This window comes from Variovorax sp. 05T418 (assembly GCF_056396385.1).
Genome location: NZ_JBFTLJ010000003.1, coordinates 485,271 through 502,344 on the forward strand (window position 1 = coordinate 485,271; position 17,074 = coordinate 502,344).

At 61.0% G+C, this 17,074-nt stretch carries 12 protein-coding genes; 6 read left to right on the top strand and 6 right to left on the bottom strand.

All coding sequences use genetic code 11. The features are described 5' to 3' along the window. Positions 1-49: 49 nt before the first annotated feature. Positions 50-1,147, bottom strand: coding sequence for a glycosyltransferase family 4 protein (locus AC1DMS_RS08245; protein WP_012745925.1), 1,098 nt, complete (start codon positions 1,145-1,147; stop codon positions 50-52). Positions 1,148-1,192: 45 nt separating this feature from the next. On the opposite strand from AC1DMS_RS08245, the gene AC1DMS_RS08250 reads away from it, so the two are divergent. Both AC1DMS_RS08250 and AC1DMS_RS08255 read left to right on the top strand, forming a co-directional pair. Then, entirely contained in the window at positions 1,193-1,951 is a 759-nt protein-coding gene (locus AC1DMS_RS08250; RefSeq protein WP_436287276.1) for a glycosyltransferase family 2 protein, read from the top strand. A gap of 86 nt (positions 1,952-2,037) precedes the next feature. Next, on the top strand, positions 2,038-4,071 hold the full coding sequence (locus tag AC1DMS_RS08255; RefSeq protein ID WP_436287275.1) for an acyltransferase family protein: 2,034 nt from the start codon (positions 2,038-2,040) through the stop codon (positions 4,069-4,071). 27 nt (positions 4,072-4,098) lie between these two features. On the opposite strand, the gene AC1DMS_RS08260 is transcribed toward AC1DMS_RS08255, so the two are convergent. Both AC1DMS_RS08260 and AC1DMS_RS08265 read right to left on the bottom strand, forming a co-directional pair. Next, positions 4,099-5,160, bottom strand: coding sequence for a glycosyltransferase family 2 protein (locus AC1DMS_RS08260; RefSeq protein WP_436287274.1), 1,062 nt, complete (start codon positions 5,158-5,160; stop codon positions 4,099-4,101). 39 nt (positions 5,161-5,199) lie between these two features. Beyond that, on the bottom strand, positions 5,200-6,204 hold the full coding sequence (locus tag AC1DMS_RS08265) for a glycosyltransferase family 2 protein (RefSeq protein ID WP_436287273.1): 1,005 nt from the start codon (positions 6,202-6,204) through the stop codon (positions 5,200-5,202). A gap of 474 nt (positions 6,205-6,678) precedes the next feature. Between AC1DMS_RS08265 and AC1DMS_RS08270 the strand changes: the two genes are divergently transcribed. The 4 genes from AC1DMS_RS08270 (at position 6,679) to AC1DMS_RS08285 (ending at position 10,280) form a co-directional block, all read left to right on the top strand. Next, entirely contained in the window at positions 6,679-7,482 is an 804-nt protein-coding gene (locus AC1DMS_RS08270) for an ABC transporter permease (protein ID WP_436287272.1), read from the top strand. Positions 7,483-7,485: 3 nt separating this feature from the next. Next, positions 7,486-8,232, top strand: coding sequence for an ABC transporter ATP-binding protein (locus AC1DMS_RS08275; RefSeq protein WP_018903750.1), 747 nt, complete (start codon positions 7,486-7,488; stop codon positions 8,230-8,232). Between the two features lie 147 nt (positions 8,233-8,379). Further along, positions 8,380-9,417, top strand: a complete 1,038-nt coding sequence (gene gmd / locus AC1DMS_RS08280; RefSeq protein ID WP_436287271.1) for a GDP-mannose 4,6-dehydratase — start codon at positions 8,380-8,382, stop codon at positions 9,415-9,417. After that, the gene (locus AC1DMS_RS08285; protein ID WP_436287270.1) at positions 9,414-10,280 is read left to right on the top strand and encodes a GDP-mannose 4,6-dehydratase; all 867 of its coding nucleotides are present in this window, start codon (positions 9,414-9,416) and stop codon (positions 10,278-10,280) included. Before gmd ends, AC1DMS_RS08285 begins: the two co-directional genes overlap by 4 nt. On the opposite strand, the gene AC1DMS_RS08290 is transcribed toward AC1DMS_RS08285, so the two are convergent. The 3 genes from AC1DMS_RS08290 to AC1DMS_RS08300 all read right to left on the bottom strand — a co-directional run bounded on the left by AC1DMS_RS08290 (position 10,277) and on the right by AC1DMS_RS08300 (position 17,060). Then, positions 10,277-11,443, bottom strand: coding sequence for a glycosyltransferase (locus tag AC1DMS_RS08290; protein WP_436287269.1), 1,167 nt, complete (start codon positions 11,441-11,443; stop codon positions 10,277-10,279). The genes AC1DMS_RS08285 and AC1DMS_RS08290 overlap by 4 nt on opposite strands. Then, positions 11,443-12,852 (bottom strand): rhamnosyltransferase WsaF family glycosyltransferase, encoded by a 1,410-nt coding sequence (locus AC1DMS_RS08295; RefSeq protein ID WP_436287268.1) that lies wholly within the window; start codon positions 12,850-12,852, stop codon positions 11,443-11,445. The genes AC1DMS_RS08290 and AC1DMS_RS08295 overlap by 1 nt, the downstream gene beginning before the upstream one ends. Before the next feature lie 131 nt (positions 12,853-12,983). After that, positions 12,984-17,060, bottom strand: coding sequence for a glycosyltransferase (locus AC1DMS_RS08300; protein ID WP_436287267.1), 4,077 nt, complete (start codon positions 17,058-17,060; stop codon positions 12,984-12,986). Positions 17,061-17,074 lie beyond the last annotated feature (14 nt).

A 17,074-nucleotide genomic window follows, 5' to 3' on the forward strand; every position in this document is an offset into this window, starting at 1 on the left:
AAAACGGTGGGGACGATGGAAAGAATGAATTCTTGCAGCAGGGAAGCCGTCACGGGCGCAGCCAGCGCGGCACCTTGAATCGCACGATCATCAGGTAGGCGCCCACGTAGGTCGTGACGAACAGCAGGCAGAACAGCATCAGCACGATGGTGTTGTTCCAGAACAGCACCGCCGGCACCACCGACAGCGCGGCAAACATCCAGAGGTAGGGCGAGGTCCGGTTGTTGCGGGCGAGCAGTTGGCGCGCCTCGTCGTCCGCGAAGGCCACGCGCACGATGCGCCGGAAGATCAGCTGGTGGAAGTGCAGCGCGTCGGCGGTGCCGGGCGACTGCCCGCGCGCGAGCTTGCGGTAGATGGAGAACAGCGTCTCCCACACCGGGTAGATCAGCAGCAGCATCGGAAACCACGGCGAGACGACGCGGTGCCGCTGCACCAGCGTCACGCAGGCCAGCGCAATCACCATGCCCCAGACGTAGGCGCCGCCGTCGCCGGCAAAGATCTTGCCGCGCGGATAGTTCCAGATCAGGAAGCCGATGGTGGCGCCGACCAGGCAGACCATCATGGCCGCGAGCTGGCGGTCGCCCACCTGCAGCGCCACGTGCGAAACGGCCAGGCACACCAGCACCGCCACCGTGCCGGCCAGCCCGTTGTAGCCGTCGATGATGTTGAAGGCATGCGGCAGCCCGCCGATGGCCAGGGCCGCGAACAGCACGGCGCCGTACGGCACCAGGGCCAGCCAGCCGTCGACCGCCTCGATGCCGGTGCGCGACAGGCCCAGGCCCAGCACCCAGCACGCGAGCAGCGCGGAGCCGATGGTGAGCGCCAGCCTGTAGCGCACCTTGACGTTCTGCGTCACGTCTTCGACGATGCCGCCGAGCACCGCCGGCGCAATGCACAGCAGCGTGAGCATCGAGGTCTTGAGCGGCCAGGAGACGTTGAACGGGTCGGTGCCGGTGATGCCGGAGGCCAGCCAGGCCGCGCCCATGCCCAGCAGGATGCCCGCTCCCCCGAGCCGCGGCACGTGGCCCTTGTGGAAGCGCTGGGGCATGTCGGCGCCGTAGAGCCGGGCGTGCCTGCGCGCGCGGCGCATGAACACCTGGACCCCGAAGGCCGAGACGAAGAAACTGATGACGATCAGAGCAATCATGTGTGGGTGTTGGGGAACCCTAGAATTCCCGAGCGAAATTAGACCATGCCAGCGCCCCCTTCCCCTTCTTCCCCCCCGATCACCATTTCGATCGTCAGCCACGGCCAGCTCGCGCTGGTGCGCCCGCTGCTCGAGCAGCTGGACCGTTTCTGCCGCAGCTCGACCGCCAAGGTGGTGCTCACGCTCAACATCCCCGAACCCGACGTGCTGGCCGGCCTGGAATGGGGTTTTGCGGTCGAGCGGATCGAAAACACGAGCCCCAAGGGCTTTGGCGCCAACCACAACCAGGCCTTCGGGCACTGCGATACGCCGTGGTTCCTGGTGCTCAACCCCGACATCCGCCTGGACGGCGACGTGCTGGCGCCGCTGGTCGCGCAGGCCGCGCCTGACGCCGGCCTGCTGACGCCGCGCATCCTGGAGCCCGGCCGCAGCGCGCCCGAGCAGCACCGCGCCGTCATCACGCCGCTCGAGATCCTCACGCGCCGCAAGCCGGGGTACGTGCGCCCGGCGGTGCCGGACTGGATTCCGGGCCTGTTCATGCTGTTCCGCAGCCAGGCCTACCGCCAGATCGGGGGCTTCGACGAGCGCTTCTTCATGTACGGCGAAGACTTCGACATCTGCGCCCGGACCCAGTTGGCGGGCTGGAAGCTGCAGGTGGGCGAAGACCTGCTCGCGCGCCACGAGGCCCAGCGCGCCAGCCGCAGCAGCAGGAAGCACCTCTACTGGCACGTGACCAGCCTGCTCAAGGTGTGGACCTCGGGCGCGTTCTGGCGCTACCTGCGGACCCGCTCCCGCGGGACCTGAAAAAAGCCGCTCCCGCGTTTGCGCAGACAATCCGGGGCCGGGAAGCCAGCAGAAACCGCAGGCGCCGTCCCCTCCCAACCACGACGATGACGACCACGAGCAGCCCGACAGCCCCGCAGGAACACGCCCACCTGCTCCATCCCAAGTACCGACCCGACATCGACGGCCTGCGCGCCGTCGCGGTGCTCTCCGTGCTCGGCTACCACGCGTTCCCGCAGTGGATCAAGGGCGGCTTCATCGGGGTCGACATCTTCTTCGTCATCTCGGGCTTCCTGATCACCACGATCATCCTGGGCAGCTTCGAGGGCGACGGGTTCAGCTACCGCGAGTTCTACGCGCGCCGCGTGAAGCGCATCTTTCCGGCGCTGGTGCTGGTGCTGGCCGCGACCTTCGCCTTCGGCTGGTGGGCGCTGCTGCCGCACGAGTGGGAGCAGCTCGGCAAGCACGTGGCCGCGGGCGCCGGCTTCGTCTCGAACTTCGCCTTCTGGAGCGAGGCCGGCTACTTCGACAACGCGGCCGAGACCAAGCCGCTGCTGCACCTGTGGTCGCTGGCCATCGAGGAGCAGTTCTACATCTTCTGGCCCGTGCTGCTGGGCCTGGCGTGGAAGCGCAAGTGGCGCGTGCTCACGGTGGTGGGCGCGGTGGCGGCCCTGTCGTTCCTGCTCAACGTCGCGACCATCCACAGCCACCGGGAGGCCGCGTTCTATTCGCCGCTGTCGCGCTTCTGGGAGCTGATGATCGGCGGCATGCTGGCGTACATGCGGCTGCACCGTCCGCTGCCCAAGCCGGGCTGGGGCCGCCATGCGCAGTCGATTGCCGGTCTGGTGCTGATCGGCCTGGGCCTTGCATTCATCCGCGGCGGCAAGGCGTTTCCGGGGTTCTGGGCCATCCTGCCCACGCTGGGCGCCTTCTATTGCATTGCGGCCGGCCCGACCGGCGTGCTCAACCGCTACGTGCTCGCCTCCAGGCCGATGGTGTGGGTCGGCCTCATCAGCTATCCGCTGTACCTCTGGCACTGGCCGCTGCTGGTGTATGCGCGCATCGTCGAGGGCGAACTGCCCTCCAACGGCCTGCGCGCGCTGATGCTGCTGGCGGCCGTCGTGCTGGCCTGGCTGACCTACCGCTTTGTCGAGCGCGGCATGCGCCGCAGCGAGAGCAGCACCGTGATCTCGGTGCTGGTGGCGCTGATGGTGGGCTTCGTGGTGCTGGGCACGCTGGCGGCCACGCGCTACTACGTCGGGCGGCACAGCGACCCCTACTTCAACAAGACGGCCGCGGCCGCCAAGGACTGGGGCTACCCGGACGGGCTCAGCCCGATCAAGGTCGATGGCGAGGTGCTCCAGCAGATCGGCCACGGCAAGCGCCGCGTGCTGCTTTTCGGCGACAGCCACATCGAGCAATACGGCCCGCGCGCCGTGGAGCTGAACAAGATCGCGCCCGACACCCTCGATTCGCTCTCCTTCGCCACCTGGGGCGCCTGCCCGCCCATTCCCAACGTGGTCGACGAAAAGAACAACCTCTGCGGCGAGCGCCGCGACGGCGCCATGCGCCTGGCCATCAGCGACAAGTTCGACGCAGTGGTGTTCGGCGGCTGCTGGAACTGCTACTTCTCGGAAACCGGCAAGCCCGATGCGGCAACCGCCGAAATGGACCGCTACTACTACTCCGACGGCAAGACCAAGCACCGCTTCTTGGGGGGCGGCGGCGTGGACCTTGCGCTCAACATGCTCGAGGCGGTGATGACCAACCTTGCCAAGCACAAGCAGGTTTATCTGGTGCTGGACAATCCTGTGGGGGAAGGCTTTGGGCCCGAAGAATTCATCAAGGGAGGCCGGCTCGGAGACATGAAAGTGGCGCGCATGTCGCCTACTGCTCCCTGGCCGGCGGCACAGAAGCAATTGCACGAACGCATGCGCCAGATTGCCCAGCGAAGCGGTGCCATCGTGATCGACCCGATCCCGACGCTCTGCAAGAACGGCGAATGCACCCGCGCGGATGCCGATGCCACACCGATCTACAAGGACTCCGGCCATTTGCGTGCCGAGTACGTGCGCAAATTCGCCACCTACATCGATAAGGCGATGAGTACGCAGAGGCCTCCCGCCGAAGCCCCACGATAGTCGACAAGGCCCCCTCAGGGCGTGGGATCAGCCTCCGTAGATGCGCCGCAAGCGACGAATGCCGGGCAGCCGCGTCATCGCGCCCACGAAGCGCACCATCCCCGGCGTGCTGCGTTGCAGCGCCTGAAGCGTGATCCACAGGCGCAGCTTTGCCTTGCGGCCCACATGGGGATTGGCAAAGACGATGGCCGCATATTCGGCGAGTACCGCACTCATTTCACCGCGGTATTCGGAATCTGTCTTGATTGCCTCAATGGCCTCGTTCACGAAGAACGGATGGAACCGCGGCATCAGCGAGTCGCGCAGGTAGTAGCGGCCGCGTTGATGCTCATCGGGAAACATCTGCAGCAGCTTCTTGAAGTACTTGAAGCGGCTACGGACCATCCGGATGCCGAAGGACGTGCTGGCCGTATGAATGCACCAGACGGTGACGGCCTTGTCCACGAATTGATTGCTGTAGCCCTTGCGAAAAATACGCAGGAAAAGGTCATCGTCCTCATAGCCCATGAACTGAGGGTCGAAGCCGCCCACGGCTTCGAAGGCCTTGCGGCTCACCAAGCTGGCTGAAGGCAGAACGAACATGTCGTAGCGCAACAGGTCGAAGATGCTGCGCTTCGGGTGTTTTGCGTGATCCTTGACAACATCCGTGCGAATCACATTGCCATCGGCATCCGCCTCGAACAAGTCGGCGTAGACATAGCCGAAGAGCTGATCGTCGGGCGGAATGGCGTTGACCAGCGTCTCGATGTGGTTGGGCAGGTAGAAGTCATCCTGATCCAGGAAGCAGAGGTACTCGGACGTGGACGCGGCGACGCCGGCATTGCGCGCCGAACCCTGCCCTCCGTTCTCCTTGTCCAGGATGCGGAACGGATAGCGTTTCGCAAGCGCGTCGAGCGCCGCGCGCTCCTCGGGCCGGGAGCCATCGTTGACGACGATCACCTCGTTCGCGGGCACCGACTGCTCGAACACGCTGCGGACAGAACGCTCGATGAAGTCCGCCCCGTTGTAGAACGGAATGATCACCACCACACTGGGCGGAGCGCCCGGAGTGCCGGCGATGGAAACAGGAGGTGAATTCGTGGTGGTCATTGTTTTTGTGGGAGTGACGCGATTCGCTTGGGCGCAAGCCTACACAGATTCGAAGAGGTCGCGCACCACGCCCCGGAAGCCACGGCCAAACTTGTCGTAGCGGCCGGTCATGGCTTCGCGAAAAATGGGCAGGCATCGGGCGAGCCGTGATGCCGGCAAGGCTGCGCGGAAGCGCTGGTGCTCGATCTTGCTGCGCACCCTGTCGAGAATCTCCGGCGAAACCCGGCCTCCGATCTTCTGCAGCCGCGCAAGGAGCAGTTCGGCCTTGATGGCCCGCTCCACATGCGTGTTGCCCCTGGAAGCCAGTGCCTTGCGCACCTTGGCTTCGAAAGTGTCGCGCCGGGCCCCGATCTGGTTCGATTCGTGCTGGCGATAGTCGATGAGCGGCTGCTCCAGCAGGTCGACCCGGCCAATGGCCGACGCGATGATGCCCAGCCACTCGTCGTGCACCCATTCGACGGGCAGAGGCAGGGCATGCTCGAGCAGCGAACGGCGAAACACCGTGGTCGCGCCGGTCACGAGGTTGCGCCGCAGGAACACATCGAAAGCGTTGCCGCCGTGGACGCGCTCGATCTCCGAGGGGGTGACTTCGAGCGCATGGAACAGCGTATCGCCGATGTCGCGCCGCTCGGCATCGACGAGGCGCGCATCGGTGTGCAGAAGCAGAAGATTCGGATCGCTCTCGAAAAGCGGCGCCATCTGCGCGAGGCGCTCGGGGAGCCAGATGTCGTCCTGGTCGCTGAGCGCAATCAGTTCGCTGGTGCAGGCCCCGATGGCCTGCTCGAAGTTCTTGACCACGCGCAGCGCGGGCCGGTTCTCGAAGATGCGCAGGGCCACGGGGTGCCCCGGCTGTTCGGCCGCGCACTCGGCCACCGCAGCCCGCACCACCTCCACCGAGCCGTCGGTCGACGCATCGTCGGACAGCACGATCTCCGCCGGCGGCAGGGTCTGCAGGCAGATGCTGCGCACCTGCTCGCGCAGGAAACGCGCGCCGTTGTGGGTGCAAAGGGCGACGGAGATCTCGGGGGAAGGGGGGATGCTCATGGCTTGCTCGTCTTGCGAGCGGTTATCAATGTGGCGAGGCGATGGGATGCGGTTTCAACGGTTCCTGGAGCCTCCAGCGCGGGGGCCGGTAAAATTATCCCTTTCTTCACTCCCGAACAAGAAAATGCGCGCCCTCTCAATTGTGCTATTGGGGCGCGCAGAATCCCGGATCCGACCGGCATCGCAGCAGGCAACATCCAAGCCAGGTGCATGTTTGTGAGGCCTGGGCGGAACTGTCACTGCAATATCATCACCAATGCGCAGCGCACTGGGCCCGCGTCCAGGCCCGCGGTATTGGCCAGATCGGCAAGTCCAGCAGGGGACCCTTTCTCGGCGGATATCGCCATACCCATTGAAAGAGAAACATCGATTGACGAACATCGGCAACGAGGAACTGGTGCTCATTGAAGCCCAGTGTCGAGAACATCCGGGCGAAAACGGCTTCGCGCGCCTGGCAAACACCAACGGGCGCATATGAGCCAAGTCCATTCCAATTTGCACCGCAGCCCATGGTCTGACTGGTGGGAAGGTACCCGCCGCACGGATATCTGGTGGACGCTCGCATGGTTCGACGTGGTGCTGCGCTATCGCCGCTCGATGCTGGGTCCGCTCTGGCTCACGTTGAGCATGGGCGCCATGATCGGCGGCATGGGGCCTCTGTACAGTTCGCTGTTCGGAACGGAACTCTCCAAGTTCTTCCCTCACCTTGCGCTGGGCATCATTTTCTGGGGCTTCTTTTCGAGCGTGGTGACGGAGTCATGCAACGCCTTCGTAGGCTCCTCCAACTACCTCAAGCAAGGCTATTTTCCAATCAGCCTGTTCGTCTGGCGGAGCATTGCGCGAAACCTGATCCAGTTTGCGCATCAGATCGTGCTGTACGTCCCGGTTGCGCTTTGGGCGGGTATTTCCTTGTCCTGGTCTGCGTTGCTGGTCATTCCGGCAATGGCCATCGCCATTGTCAATGCCCACGCCCTTGGACTGCTGCTCGGGCTCATCTGCACCCGCTTCCGCGACGTCACCCAGATCGTGAGCAGCGTCATGCAGATGCTCATGTTCCTGACCCCTGTATTCTGGCTGCCCGAGAGTCTTCCGGACCGCGCCAAGTACATCCTGTGGAACCCGTTTGCCCAGATGCTCGACCTGCTGCGCACGCCGCTGATGGGGGGGGTTGCCGCTGCGCACAGTTGGCTCGGCATCCTGGGATGGTCTGCCCTGACTCTTATCGGCTCCGCAATCTTGTTCTCCAGATACCGCCGACGCGTTGTCTACTGGCTCTGATACATGGCTTCCATTTCCCTCAAAAACGTTGCCGTCAACTTTCCGATCTATGGCGCTGGTGCAGCGTCATTGAAGAAAACACTTGCGGCTTCCGTCACCGGCGGCAGGTTTGGCAAGGAGACCGGCGTCACCGTCGTTCAGGCGCTGAGCGACATCAACCTCGAGCTGAAGAGCGGAGACCGCCTGGGGCTGATCGGGCACAACGGGGCGGGCAAATCGACCCTGCTGCGTACGCTGGCCGGCGTTTACGAGCCCTCCGCCGGCGAATTCAAGCGCGAGGGAACGGTATCGAGCCTGATCGATCCGTCGCTCGGCATCGAGGCCGACGCGACCGGCATCGAGAACATCATGCTGCGCGGACTCGTCATGGGACTGAGCAAGAAGGAGATCGACGCACGGATCCCGGAGATTTGCGAATTCAGCGGCCTCGGGCAGTACGTGAACATGCCTGTGCGCACCTATTCCACCGGGATGATGATGCGGCTCGCCTTTTCGATCTCCACCAGCGTCGAGGCCGACATTCTCCTGATGGACGAATGGCTCTCGGTGGGCGATGCCGACTTCACCGAAAAGGCGGAAAAGCGCATGCGGGACGTGGTTTCCAAGTCGGGCATCCTGGTCCTGGCCTCGCATTCGCCGGCGTTGATCGCGAAGGAATGCAACATGGTGGTCAAGCTGAGCCATGGGCGGCTCGAGCCCGCCGAGCTTTCCGTGCTGGCCGACGCAACGGAACTGGACGACCGGCCTTAGACCTGTGCCGCGGGCGCCTTGGCCGGCAGGGCTCCGGCCCATGTGTCCAATCTCTCTCTTCCAAGGCAGAATTCAAGCGTCTGCAGCACGTATCGGCATTCGACGTGCAAAGTTGTGCGCTTTCCTTGAACAAAGAGAGAGGGTTTCATGAAGAAGCATGCTGTTGTTACGGGCATCACCGGGCAAGATGGCGCCTACCTGGCCGAGCTTCTGCTCGCCAAGGGCTATGTTGTCTATGGCGCCTACCGCCGCACCAGTTCGGTGAACTTCTGGCGCATCGAAGAGCTTGGAATCCAGCACAACCCCGATCTTCATCTGGTCGAATACGACCTTACCGACCTTGGCAGCTCGATCACGCTGATCCGCGACGCAGCGCCGGACGAGGTCTACAACCTCGCAGCCCAGAGCTTCGTCGGCGTCAGCTTCAATCAGCCCATCGCCACCGCGCAGATCACCGGCCTGGGTACGCTGCATCTGCTGGAAGCCATCCGGCTGGTCAACCCCAAGATCCGCTTCTATCAAGCCTCGACATCCGAGATGTTCGGCAAGGTCCAAGCCATCCCGCAGACCGAGGAAACGCCCTTCTATCCGCGCAGCCCCTATGGCGTTGCAAAGCTCTACGCCCACTGGATGACGATCAACTACCGCGAGAGCTACAACATCTTCGGTTGCAGCGGCATCCTCTTCAATCATGAAAGCCCCCTGAGAGGCCGGGAATTCGTCACCCGCAAGATCACCGACGGGGTTGCGAAGATCAAGCTCGGCAAACTGGACGTGCTGGAACTCGGCAATCTCGATGCCAAGCGCGACTGGGGCTTTGCGAAGGAATACGTCGAGGGCATGTGGCGCATGCTGCAGGCAGAAGAACCCGACACCTACGTGCTCGCAACGAATCGCACGGAGACCGTGCGCGAGTTCGTTGCCATGGCATTCATGAGCGCCGGCATGGCCATCGAATTCAGGGGCACCGGCGATTCGGAGTCCGCGGTCGACACGGCCACCGGTAAGACCGTGATGCGCATCAATCCGGCGTTCTATCGCCCGGCCGAAGTGGAACTCTTGATCGGCAATCCCGCCAAGGCCAAGGCCAAGCTTGGCTGGGAACCTGCGACCACTCTCGAGCAGCTGTGCCAGTTGATGGTCGAGGCTGACCTTCGGCGAAACGCCCAGGGCCAGTCGTTTTGAGGATATTGCTGACCGGCGCCGAAGGATTCACCGGCCAGGTATTTGCCAAGCGAGCTGTTGCGGCTGGCCACGCCGTCATTGCACTTCAGTCCGACCTGACGCATCGCGAGGCCCTGCACCAGGAAGTGTTGGCGCTTGCGCCCGACGCCGTGGTGCACCTGGCAGCCATCAGTTTTGTGGGGCACGCCAACGAGGCAGCGTTCTACGCAGTCAATGTGGTCGGGACCACCCATCTGCTGGACGCGCTGGTGCAACTGCCTGCCAGGCCTGCCCGTGTTCTCCTGGCCAGCAGCGCCAATGTTTACGGCAACACGGCCCAATCGCCCATCACCGAAAGCCAGCCGCCGGCGCCCATCAACCACTATGGCATGAGCAAGCTCGCCATGGAATTCATGGCGAGGACCTACAACGAGCAGTTGAACCTGGTGGTCGCGCGCCCCTTCAACTACACCGGGCCCGGACAGGACGCTCATTTTCTGATCCCCAAACTTGCCGCGCACTTTGCCTCGCGTGCGCCGTCGATCGAGTTGGGCAATCTGGATGTCGAGCGCGAGTTCAACGATGTGCAGATGGTCTGCGATGCCTACCTGCTGCTGCTCGCACATGGAGAGCCGGGCGAGACGTACAACATCTGCTCGGGACGGCCGTATGCGCTGCGCCGGATCATCGAGACATTTGCACGGATGACTTCGCATGATCTGCGCATCGAGATCAATCCAGCCTTTATCAGGGCGAATGAAGTGCGCCGCTTATGTGGTGACCCGCAGAAGCTCCAAGCGCTCTTCTCCGAGCAGGGCGTCGCGCTGCATGAACCTTCGCTGGAAGAGACGCTGAAACACGTGTTGCTTGCCAAGCAAGATTAGCCGAGCTGCAGCGCGCGGAGAATCGCTTCGGTCTGGTGCTGCCAGCCAAACTTCAAGAGCGCATCACGCCGAGCCTCCGCCGCCATTACCTCATAAGCCTCGCCGCGATCCAAAGCTCGCAGAATCGTCTCGGTCCATTCGTGTGCTTTGGCCAGGTACCCGTTCTCACCGTCGCGAATTGCTCGTCGGTAAGTGAAGCTCGGGGAAGCGATGCTCAAAGTGCCAACGCTGGCAGCCTCGAAATACTTCAACTCGGACTTGCAGTCGGTGAAGGCATTCGATTGCAACGGCATGAGATTGAACTCAACGGTCCCGAGCAGGCGTTGCAAATTCACATAGTCTTGAAAGGGTTGCCGACTGATGCGGTGAGAAAATTCGCGCATCACAGGACCATGGTCGATGTAGCCGACGACCATGACTTCCACATCTGGCCGCTCGGCCAGCACCTCGGCCAGCGCGGGCTCGACGATCGCATAGTCGAGGCGATGAGACGGCGAGCCGCTGAAGTAGCCAAGGCATACCTTGCCGTCGCCGACAAAGCGCGCGCGCTCCTTCTCGGCAAAGATCCTTTCTGCAAGCTCGAGTTGCTCCTTATTCATGAAATTCGGCACGACGAACACCGGAAGGCCCGAGTAGTTAGCAAGTTTCCGCGCGAGAAACTCGTTGGTCGTTATGGCGCCATCGCACATCTTCAATGTTTGCCCCATGCGGGCAATCATTGCAAACCAGTCGTCCCACAGACCCTTTCTCGTCACGTCGACGCCTAGGGTGGCAACTACGAGATGGGCGTAGTCGGTATCGAACACCAGATCATCTATGTCGAACAACACGCGTTTTCGGCGCGCACGAAACTTGGTGATCAGTCCGTTGACCTCATGGCAGTAGCGCGAACGACAGATAACCAGTATGTCCGCCGCGTCGGCGATTTCGTCGAAACGCTCTCGGTCAGACAAGAAGAAATAGCTCGCCGAGACGTTCCCTGTCTCGCACCCGTTCAGCACCTGAGCCATGTTGTAGGCGCGATAGCGAAACGTGCTGTTGTTCGGCTCCTCGTAGAAGTAAGCAACGCGCACCTCACGTCGATGCAGCATTGCCAGCCGCTCCGAAAGAGGCTGAAGCCAAGGGTCCGCGTACGGAACGAGGGGAGTCGCCAGTTCAAACATCAGCGTGCCGTCGTGAGCAACTCGAGGATAGGCTCGAACGATTGAGTCCAGTCCGCGCCCAGCCCGTTGGCCGCGAAATTGCGCGCGCGTGTTTCCTTGTCTTCCGCAAGCGCCACCCCAGCGCGAAGCGCATCGAGCGCGGCCTCTGTATTCAGTTCGGCGCAAATGATGTTGCGCGAATAGTTGGACAAATCCTGCTTGTTGGCGAACTTGTTGGTCACCACGACCGCGCCGCTGGCCGCCAAGTCGAGCGGCGGATAGCTGGGGTGCGGCGTGTACATCAAACAGAGCCCGAGATCGACCGTTCCTACAAGATCAGCATAGGCTTCCCAGTCGAGCCCTTCGCAGCGTTCGGGCACATAGCCATTGCCGAAGGCCACGTTCGGGATGTGCTTGCCGACCAGAAGAAGGTCCCAGCGCTCGATATCAAGAATCCCCTCGTTCACGGCCCTCTCGATGATGTCAAGCCCAACATAAAAAAGATTGCGCAGATTGTTTGGCCGCGCGTAGAAGAAGAACTTCTTCTTGCCGCCCGGCTCCCGCTGGCGCTCGTGAAACAGCGTCTTCGGAAACGCTGGTTCGAACCAACTCCCGTTGTGTTTCAGGTTGTCCAAGCCACTCGCGATCAGATGGTCATACAGGAGCCGCGTATTGACGACGAATCGGATGTCCTGGTTACTCAGGATTCGTTCGCAATGAACTCGATCATCCCCGAATGGATAGAACATCCGTTCGTCCTCCTGAAGGAGGTAGATGATCGAAGCAGGGGGCACACTGGTCAGCGTTGCGGCGGTCGTCCACCACGAGGTGGTGATAAATGTCTCGTCGGGGTGGATATCCAGGCCCGCGACCTCTGCGTTGTTCTGGGGCGTCGTGCAATCCCAGGCCGAGGGAGAAAATGCAAACTGAATCTCGTGTGTCAGTTGGATTCCGTACGCACTCAAGATTTGCGCAGCGTTGGAAGCTGATGGTATTTGGGTGCGTGTCACGATCCGCAAAGTGGCATTCATTCGATTTGCCAGCTGTGCAGCCAGCAACAACGCTGTCCCCACTCCACCAAACAAACTTTCCCTGCCAATGCTGTCGGTCACCAAGCTCACCCTTCGGATAGACGTCTTGGGAATAAGATAAGTCTCCAACGGCTGAGTGGTCTGAAAACGTTCGCGAACGACCTTGCTCGCAGCCGGCGGGTGATTGTCTGTGTTGACGGCAATATCCATCAGGTGACTTTGCACTACAGGATCGGCAGGGGCCACTTCGTCGAAGACCGCGGGATTGACAGGGGCCACTTCGTTGAAGATTGGGCGCCCCGCAATCGCGGCATCTATCTTGGTGCGAATGAGCCGCGCCACAGCAACCGTGCCGTGCTCATTCCAAAACGCCACAAGCCGCCTCCATCGCTCATTCATCGCTACTTCCTTGCTTTTTTAGATTTCAACCGAAAGAGACAGGGACTAGTGCCGACCAGCTCTTCTTCTCCATTCACGTGCCGGGCCGATCGAGGCCCCTCTTGGCAATATCTTCGATCCAACGCCCCCTCCTATCTCACGAGTCGAAGAAACTCTTCCGAAAAGCGGGAGATGGTGAATTTTTCTTCGTAGACTTTGCGCGCCTGAAGCCCGATGTCGCGCATCTTGGCCCGATCTCGGAAGGCCGCTAGCAATTGTTCTGCCAGTGAATTCACATCATCTGCTTCGAAGAGAAGACAAGACTTGTCGTGCTCCAGCACCTCCGCAATACCGACATGTGGATTGATGATCGACGGCTTGGCGAGCATTGCACCTTCAACGGCGACCAGTGAAAAAGCTTCGTCGCGCGAGCAGCAGACGACCGCATCCGCGCCGGCCAGTAGCCCGAGCAGTTCACCGTGGTCCACCAGGCCCAGATATTCGATCTCCGGGGCAGCCTCCATCCGCTTGTACACGTCCGACCAATAGGGGATGTTCTGTTCGGGGAGCCTGCCAGTTATCAAGAATCGGCAGGAAGCACGTACGTCTTCCGGCAACAGAAGGATCGCGTCGACGAACAGGTCTTGTCCTTTGCGACTTTCGAGCGTTCCCGCAAGCACAAAGGTACATCGGTCGGGCAGTGGCTTCTTTTGAATCTCGCCACTGCGATCCGGGATCCCGTTATAGACCACATCAGCTCGAAAACCGGCAGGCAGATAATCGCGAGCGTACTCGCTGACGCAAAGCAACCGCACGCGCGTACTGTCGAGCTCAGGTTCAGCCGCCAGTTCGACTTCGAGCGCCTGTCCTTCGTGCAACCACCAGATCACGTCCAGGTTGTCGATAGCTTCGAGCTGCCGAACGACGCCGCTCATTGCCATCGTATTGACAACGACTACATCAAAATTTCTTGCGAAACGCTCGAACAGAAAATGCCCGTCGCGAAGCGACTGATCCACGATCACTACCACGCCTGCCTGCTCCAACTCCTTTCGCATCGGTCCATCCGCTGGGGCCACCACGACAGGGAAACCGCCACCGCGCAGCACTGCAACCGCTGCGCACAGGAGCATGCGAGGCGCCCCGGTCAGCGAAAGTTCGTGCGAGACGAACAAGACGTCCGGGCCCGTGTACGTGGCAGATGCATCAACATGCGATGCAAAAATCTTGTAGTTAAACCGGAAATCGCGATAGAGCACCTTTTTCATCGAATCCGTGAAATTCGGATCTCTTGAAACGTAGGCGCCCCAACGCTTCAGCACGAAGATGTCGGCCTTGTATTTAGCGGACTTTGCGCCCCAGGAGTGATTCCCAATGTGATAGAGGACAGCGTACGGCGTGTAGACGCACCGGTACCCCGCCTCCAGAAGCTTGTAGCTCAGGTCCATGTCCGAATGGCCGTCGGGCGTGTTGACTGCATCGAAGCCACCGATACGCCAGAACAATTCGGTCTTGAGCGCGCAGCAGGCGCCCGAAAGGATGGAGACGTTGCGCACGTACTTGTGCATGGAGAGGAACGAATCGTTCGCTTCTCTGGGGACATTGTTGTACGCGGTACCACAAAGGCCTGGCGTCCCCGAAATCATCCCCGCGTACTGAATCGTCTCGTCCTCGTGCAGCAGCTTGGGTGAAACGCCTCCGACATCCGATATGCAGAGGTACTCGATCAGTTTCTCGATCCAGTCGGGCTGGGCGGGCAACACATCGTCGTTGTAGAAGACGATGATTTCGCCCCCGGCTGCTCGCGCCCCTTCATTGCACTTGTCGGAGAAGTTGTACTTCTTATCATATGGGAGGAAGACGATGTGCGGCGAGCTATGAAACTCGCCTTTCAGCTCTTCGGCAAGGGGGCCGTTGCAGACGACCACCACCTCGTAGTTCGGGTAGTCGGTCTTCTCCAGGATCGCATTCAGTGCGAGCTTGAGATTCTTGAAGGAATCCGAAGGAATGACGATCGAGACCTTGGCGGTCGTTGGCACGTCAATACGGGCATAGTTGGCGTGGGGCAGCGGTATCGCTTTCCCCTCGATGCCGCGTCGGGCAAGCGCATCGTCAAGCGCGGCGATGTTGGACTCACGTGCAAAGTCCTTTCCACCGCTTGCCGCCGAACCAGGGATGGAACGCCAAAGATAGAGCACCCGCTCCACGTGCACGATCCTTTTCGCCACCTCGGCCATCCGCAATGCGAGATCGTAATCCTGCGAAAAATCATACTGGCTGCGGAAGCCTCCCAGCGCATCGACCGCATCCTTCTTGTAGACCGTCAGATGTCCGGTCAGCATGGAGTTGAACAGTATCTCGGGCGACCAATCCGGCTTGAATATGAAGTGGGAAAGTTGACGCTCCGATGTGTCGTCGATCTTGCATTCGTCGGTGTAGATGAAATCGACACCCGGATTCTTGTTGATGGCATCCACGATCCAGAAGAACGCATCTCCCGGCAATTCGTCGTCGTGATCCAGCAATGCAATGAATCCGCCTTGGGCCATCTCGAGCGCTGCATTGGACGCTGCGGCGATGCCGCCGTTCTTCTCAAGCACCCGATAACGCACGCGAGGATCGCACGTTGCATACTGCTGCAGGATTTCTCGTTGGTCCGCCGTCGGTGAACAATCGTCCACAGCACACAGCTCCCAATTGTCATAGAACTGCTCCTGTAGCGACTCGATGGCACGACTCAGCCACTGCACCGGTGTTTTATAGACCGGCATAATTACGGAGATCAGGGGCTTTTGCTCGAAGTTCCTAATGGACTCGAAAATCTCGCGAGGGGCCAGTTGCGCCTGTTGGCTGGTGTATATCTGGCGAGCAACATCCTCGAATGGATCGCCGCCCGACGTAGTGTGGTCGTAAGGCACGGGCGAGGCCTTCGACACCAGTTCTTCAGCTTCAACAGCACGGATAGCGCTGCGTACGCCGCCCAGGCCCGATTCGCTCAGCACCTGAATGCCTCGGCGAGCCAGATTTGAGAACCCACCCGCACGTTGAGAGAGCACGGGCAACAGCTTGACCGCGCGCGCGATCCGCCCCTTCTGAAGGCCGGCCCATCGAAGAGGCTTCGTGACACGCCAACTCGTGGAGCCGAATATTTCCTCGACCTGCACCTGGCGCTGCCGCAACGCGCTTTCGAGTGCGCTTGTGTGCGCACGAAGTGTTTGAAGCGACTCGACGAGTTGCTGGGCCTCCCGCGCCCTCTCGCTCAACTTCGCCCTGATCTGGTGAATGTGGTTCTGCGCAACATTCGACCGGATATCTGCGTAGAGAGCCGCCCTCTGGGCGTCGCGCAGTTCTTCGGAGCGTGACGCCAGATCTGTTTGAAGGTCTCGCGTCGAAGCACGAAGTGCCGCGAGTTCATCCTCAGGCAGGGGCTTGACCCTTGACCAAGCGTTATCCGATTGATTGGATTGCCGCGAAGCAGTGCCGTGCAATGCCAACGGACCTGCATCAACAATTGTTTCCTTCCCCGCAATCACGCGCGTACCGAGTCGGTTGTCGGCAGCTGCCTTCTTGCGAATCACGCAGACCGAGTTCAGGAACTCTATCGCATGGATATGCCCGAGCAACTCCTCGTCGAATGCCACACCATACCTTCTGGTGAAGGATTCGAGCAGTGCGGTCCGCGTATCGGGAACGCCCCAGTGCTCGTGGTTGATGACGTCGGCAAGGCGCTTGAAGAATGCCATCGAGGACGCAGGATCGAACAATCCGCCCTCGAACTCGGCCCAATAGGAGCAATGCAGGTCCTCAACGACGAACATGCCTCCGTCCTCAAGACGCGGAAAATAGCGAGCAAAAGAACGGATGATGTCGCCGGATCGGTGCGAGCCGTCGTCAATGACGAGGTCGAACTTCGGCGAATGCGCGGCGATAGCCTCCTCCACTTCATTGGTGTTGGCATCTCCTACGACGACACCGATACGCGGATCACCGTAAATGAGCTGCCGGCACGCCTCGTTGATGTCACACCCGACAATTTTCGTAGCTCTAGGGAAAAATTCGGACCAGATCTCCAGAGATCCGCCGTTCTGGATGCCAATTTCCAGAACCCGCAGGGACTGGTCGACAAGTTCGAAAAACAGCCGCTCATAGATCGAAATGTAGATCGACCATTTGTCCGAAAGCTTGCCTTGGTGCCTGGAATAGAGTGTTGCGAGTGTGCTGCGTGCCATATAGTTGTTTTGTT

Bases quoted from the DNA above. Each gene is read 5' to 3' on its own strand.
- AC1DMS_RS08255 (WP_436287275.1), top strand. From the start codon at position 2,038: ATGACGACCACGAGCAGCCCGACAGCCCCGCAGGAACACGCCCACCTG.
- AC1DMS_RS08265 (WP_436287273.1), bottom strand. From the start codon at position 6,204: ATGAGCATCCCCCCTTCCCCCGAGATCTCCGTCGCCCTTTGCACCCAC.
- AC1DMS_RS08250 (WP_436287276.1), top strand. From the start codon at position 1,193: ATGCCAGCGCCCCCTTCCCCTTCTTCCCCCCCGATCACCATTTCGATC.
- gmd (WP_436287271.1), top strand. From the start codon at position 8,380: ATGAAGAAGCATGCTGTTGTTACGGGCATCACCGGGCAAGATGGCGCC.
- AC1DMS_RS08270 (WP_436287272.1), top strand. From the start codon at position 6,679: ATGAGCCAAGTCCATTCCAATTTGCACCGCAGCCCATGGTCTGACTGG.
- AC1DMS_RS08295 (WP_436287268.1), bottom strand. From the start codon at position 12,852: ATGAATGAGCGATGGAGGCGGCTTGTGGCGTTTTGGAATGAGCACGGC.
- AC1DMS_RS08260 (WP_436287274.1), bottom strand. From the start codon at position 5,160: ATGACCACCACGAATTCACCTCCTGTTTCCATCGCCGGCACTCCGGGC.
- AC1DMS_RS08300 (WP_436287267.1), bottom strand. From the start codon at position 17,060: ATGGCACGCAGCACACTCGCAACACTCTATTCCAGGCACCAAGGCAAG.
- AC1DMS_RS08245 (WP_012745925.1), bottom strand. From the start codon at position 1,147: ATGATTGCTCTGATCGTCATCAGTTTCTTCGTCTCGGCCTTCGGGGTC.
- AC1DMS_RS08290 (WP_436287269.1), bottom strand. From the start codon at position 11,443: ATGTTTGAACTGGCGACTCCCCTCGTTCCGTACGCGGACCCTTGGCTT.
- AC1DMS_RS08275 (WP_018903750.1), top strand. From the start codon at position 7,486: ATGGCTTCCATTTCCCTCAAAAACGTTGCCGTCAACTTTCCGATCTAT.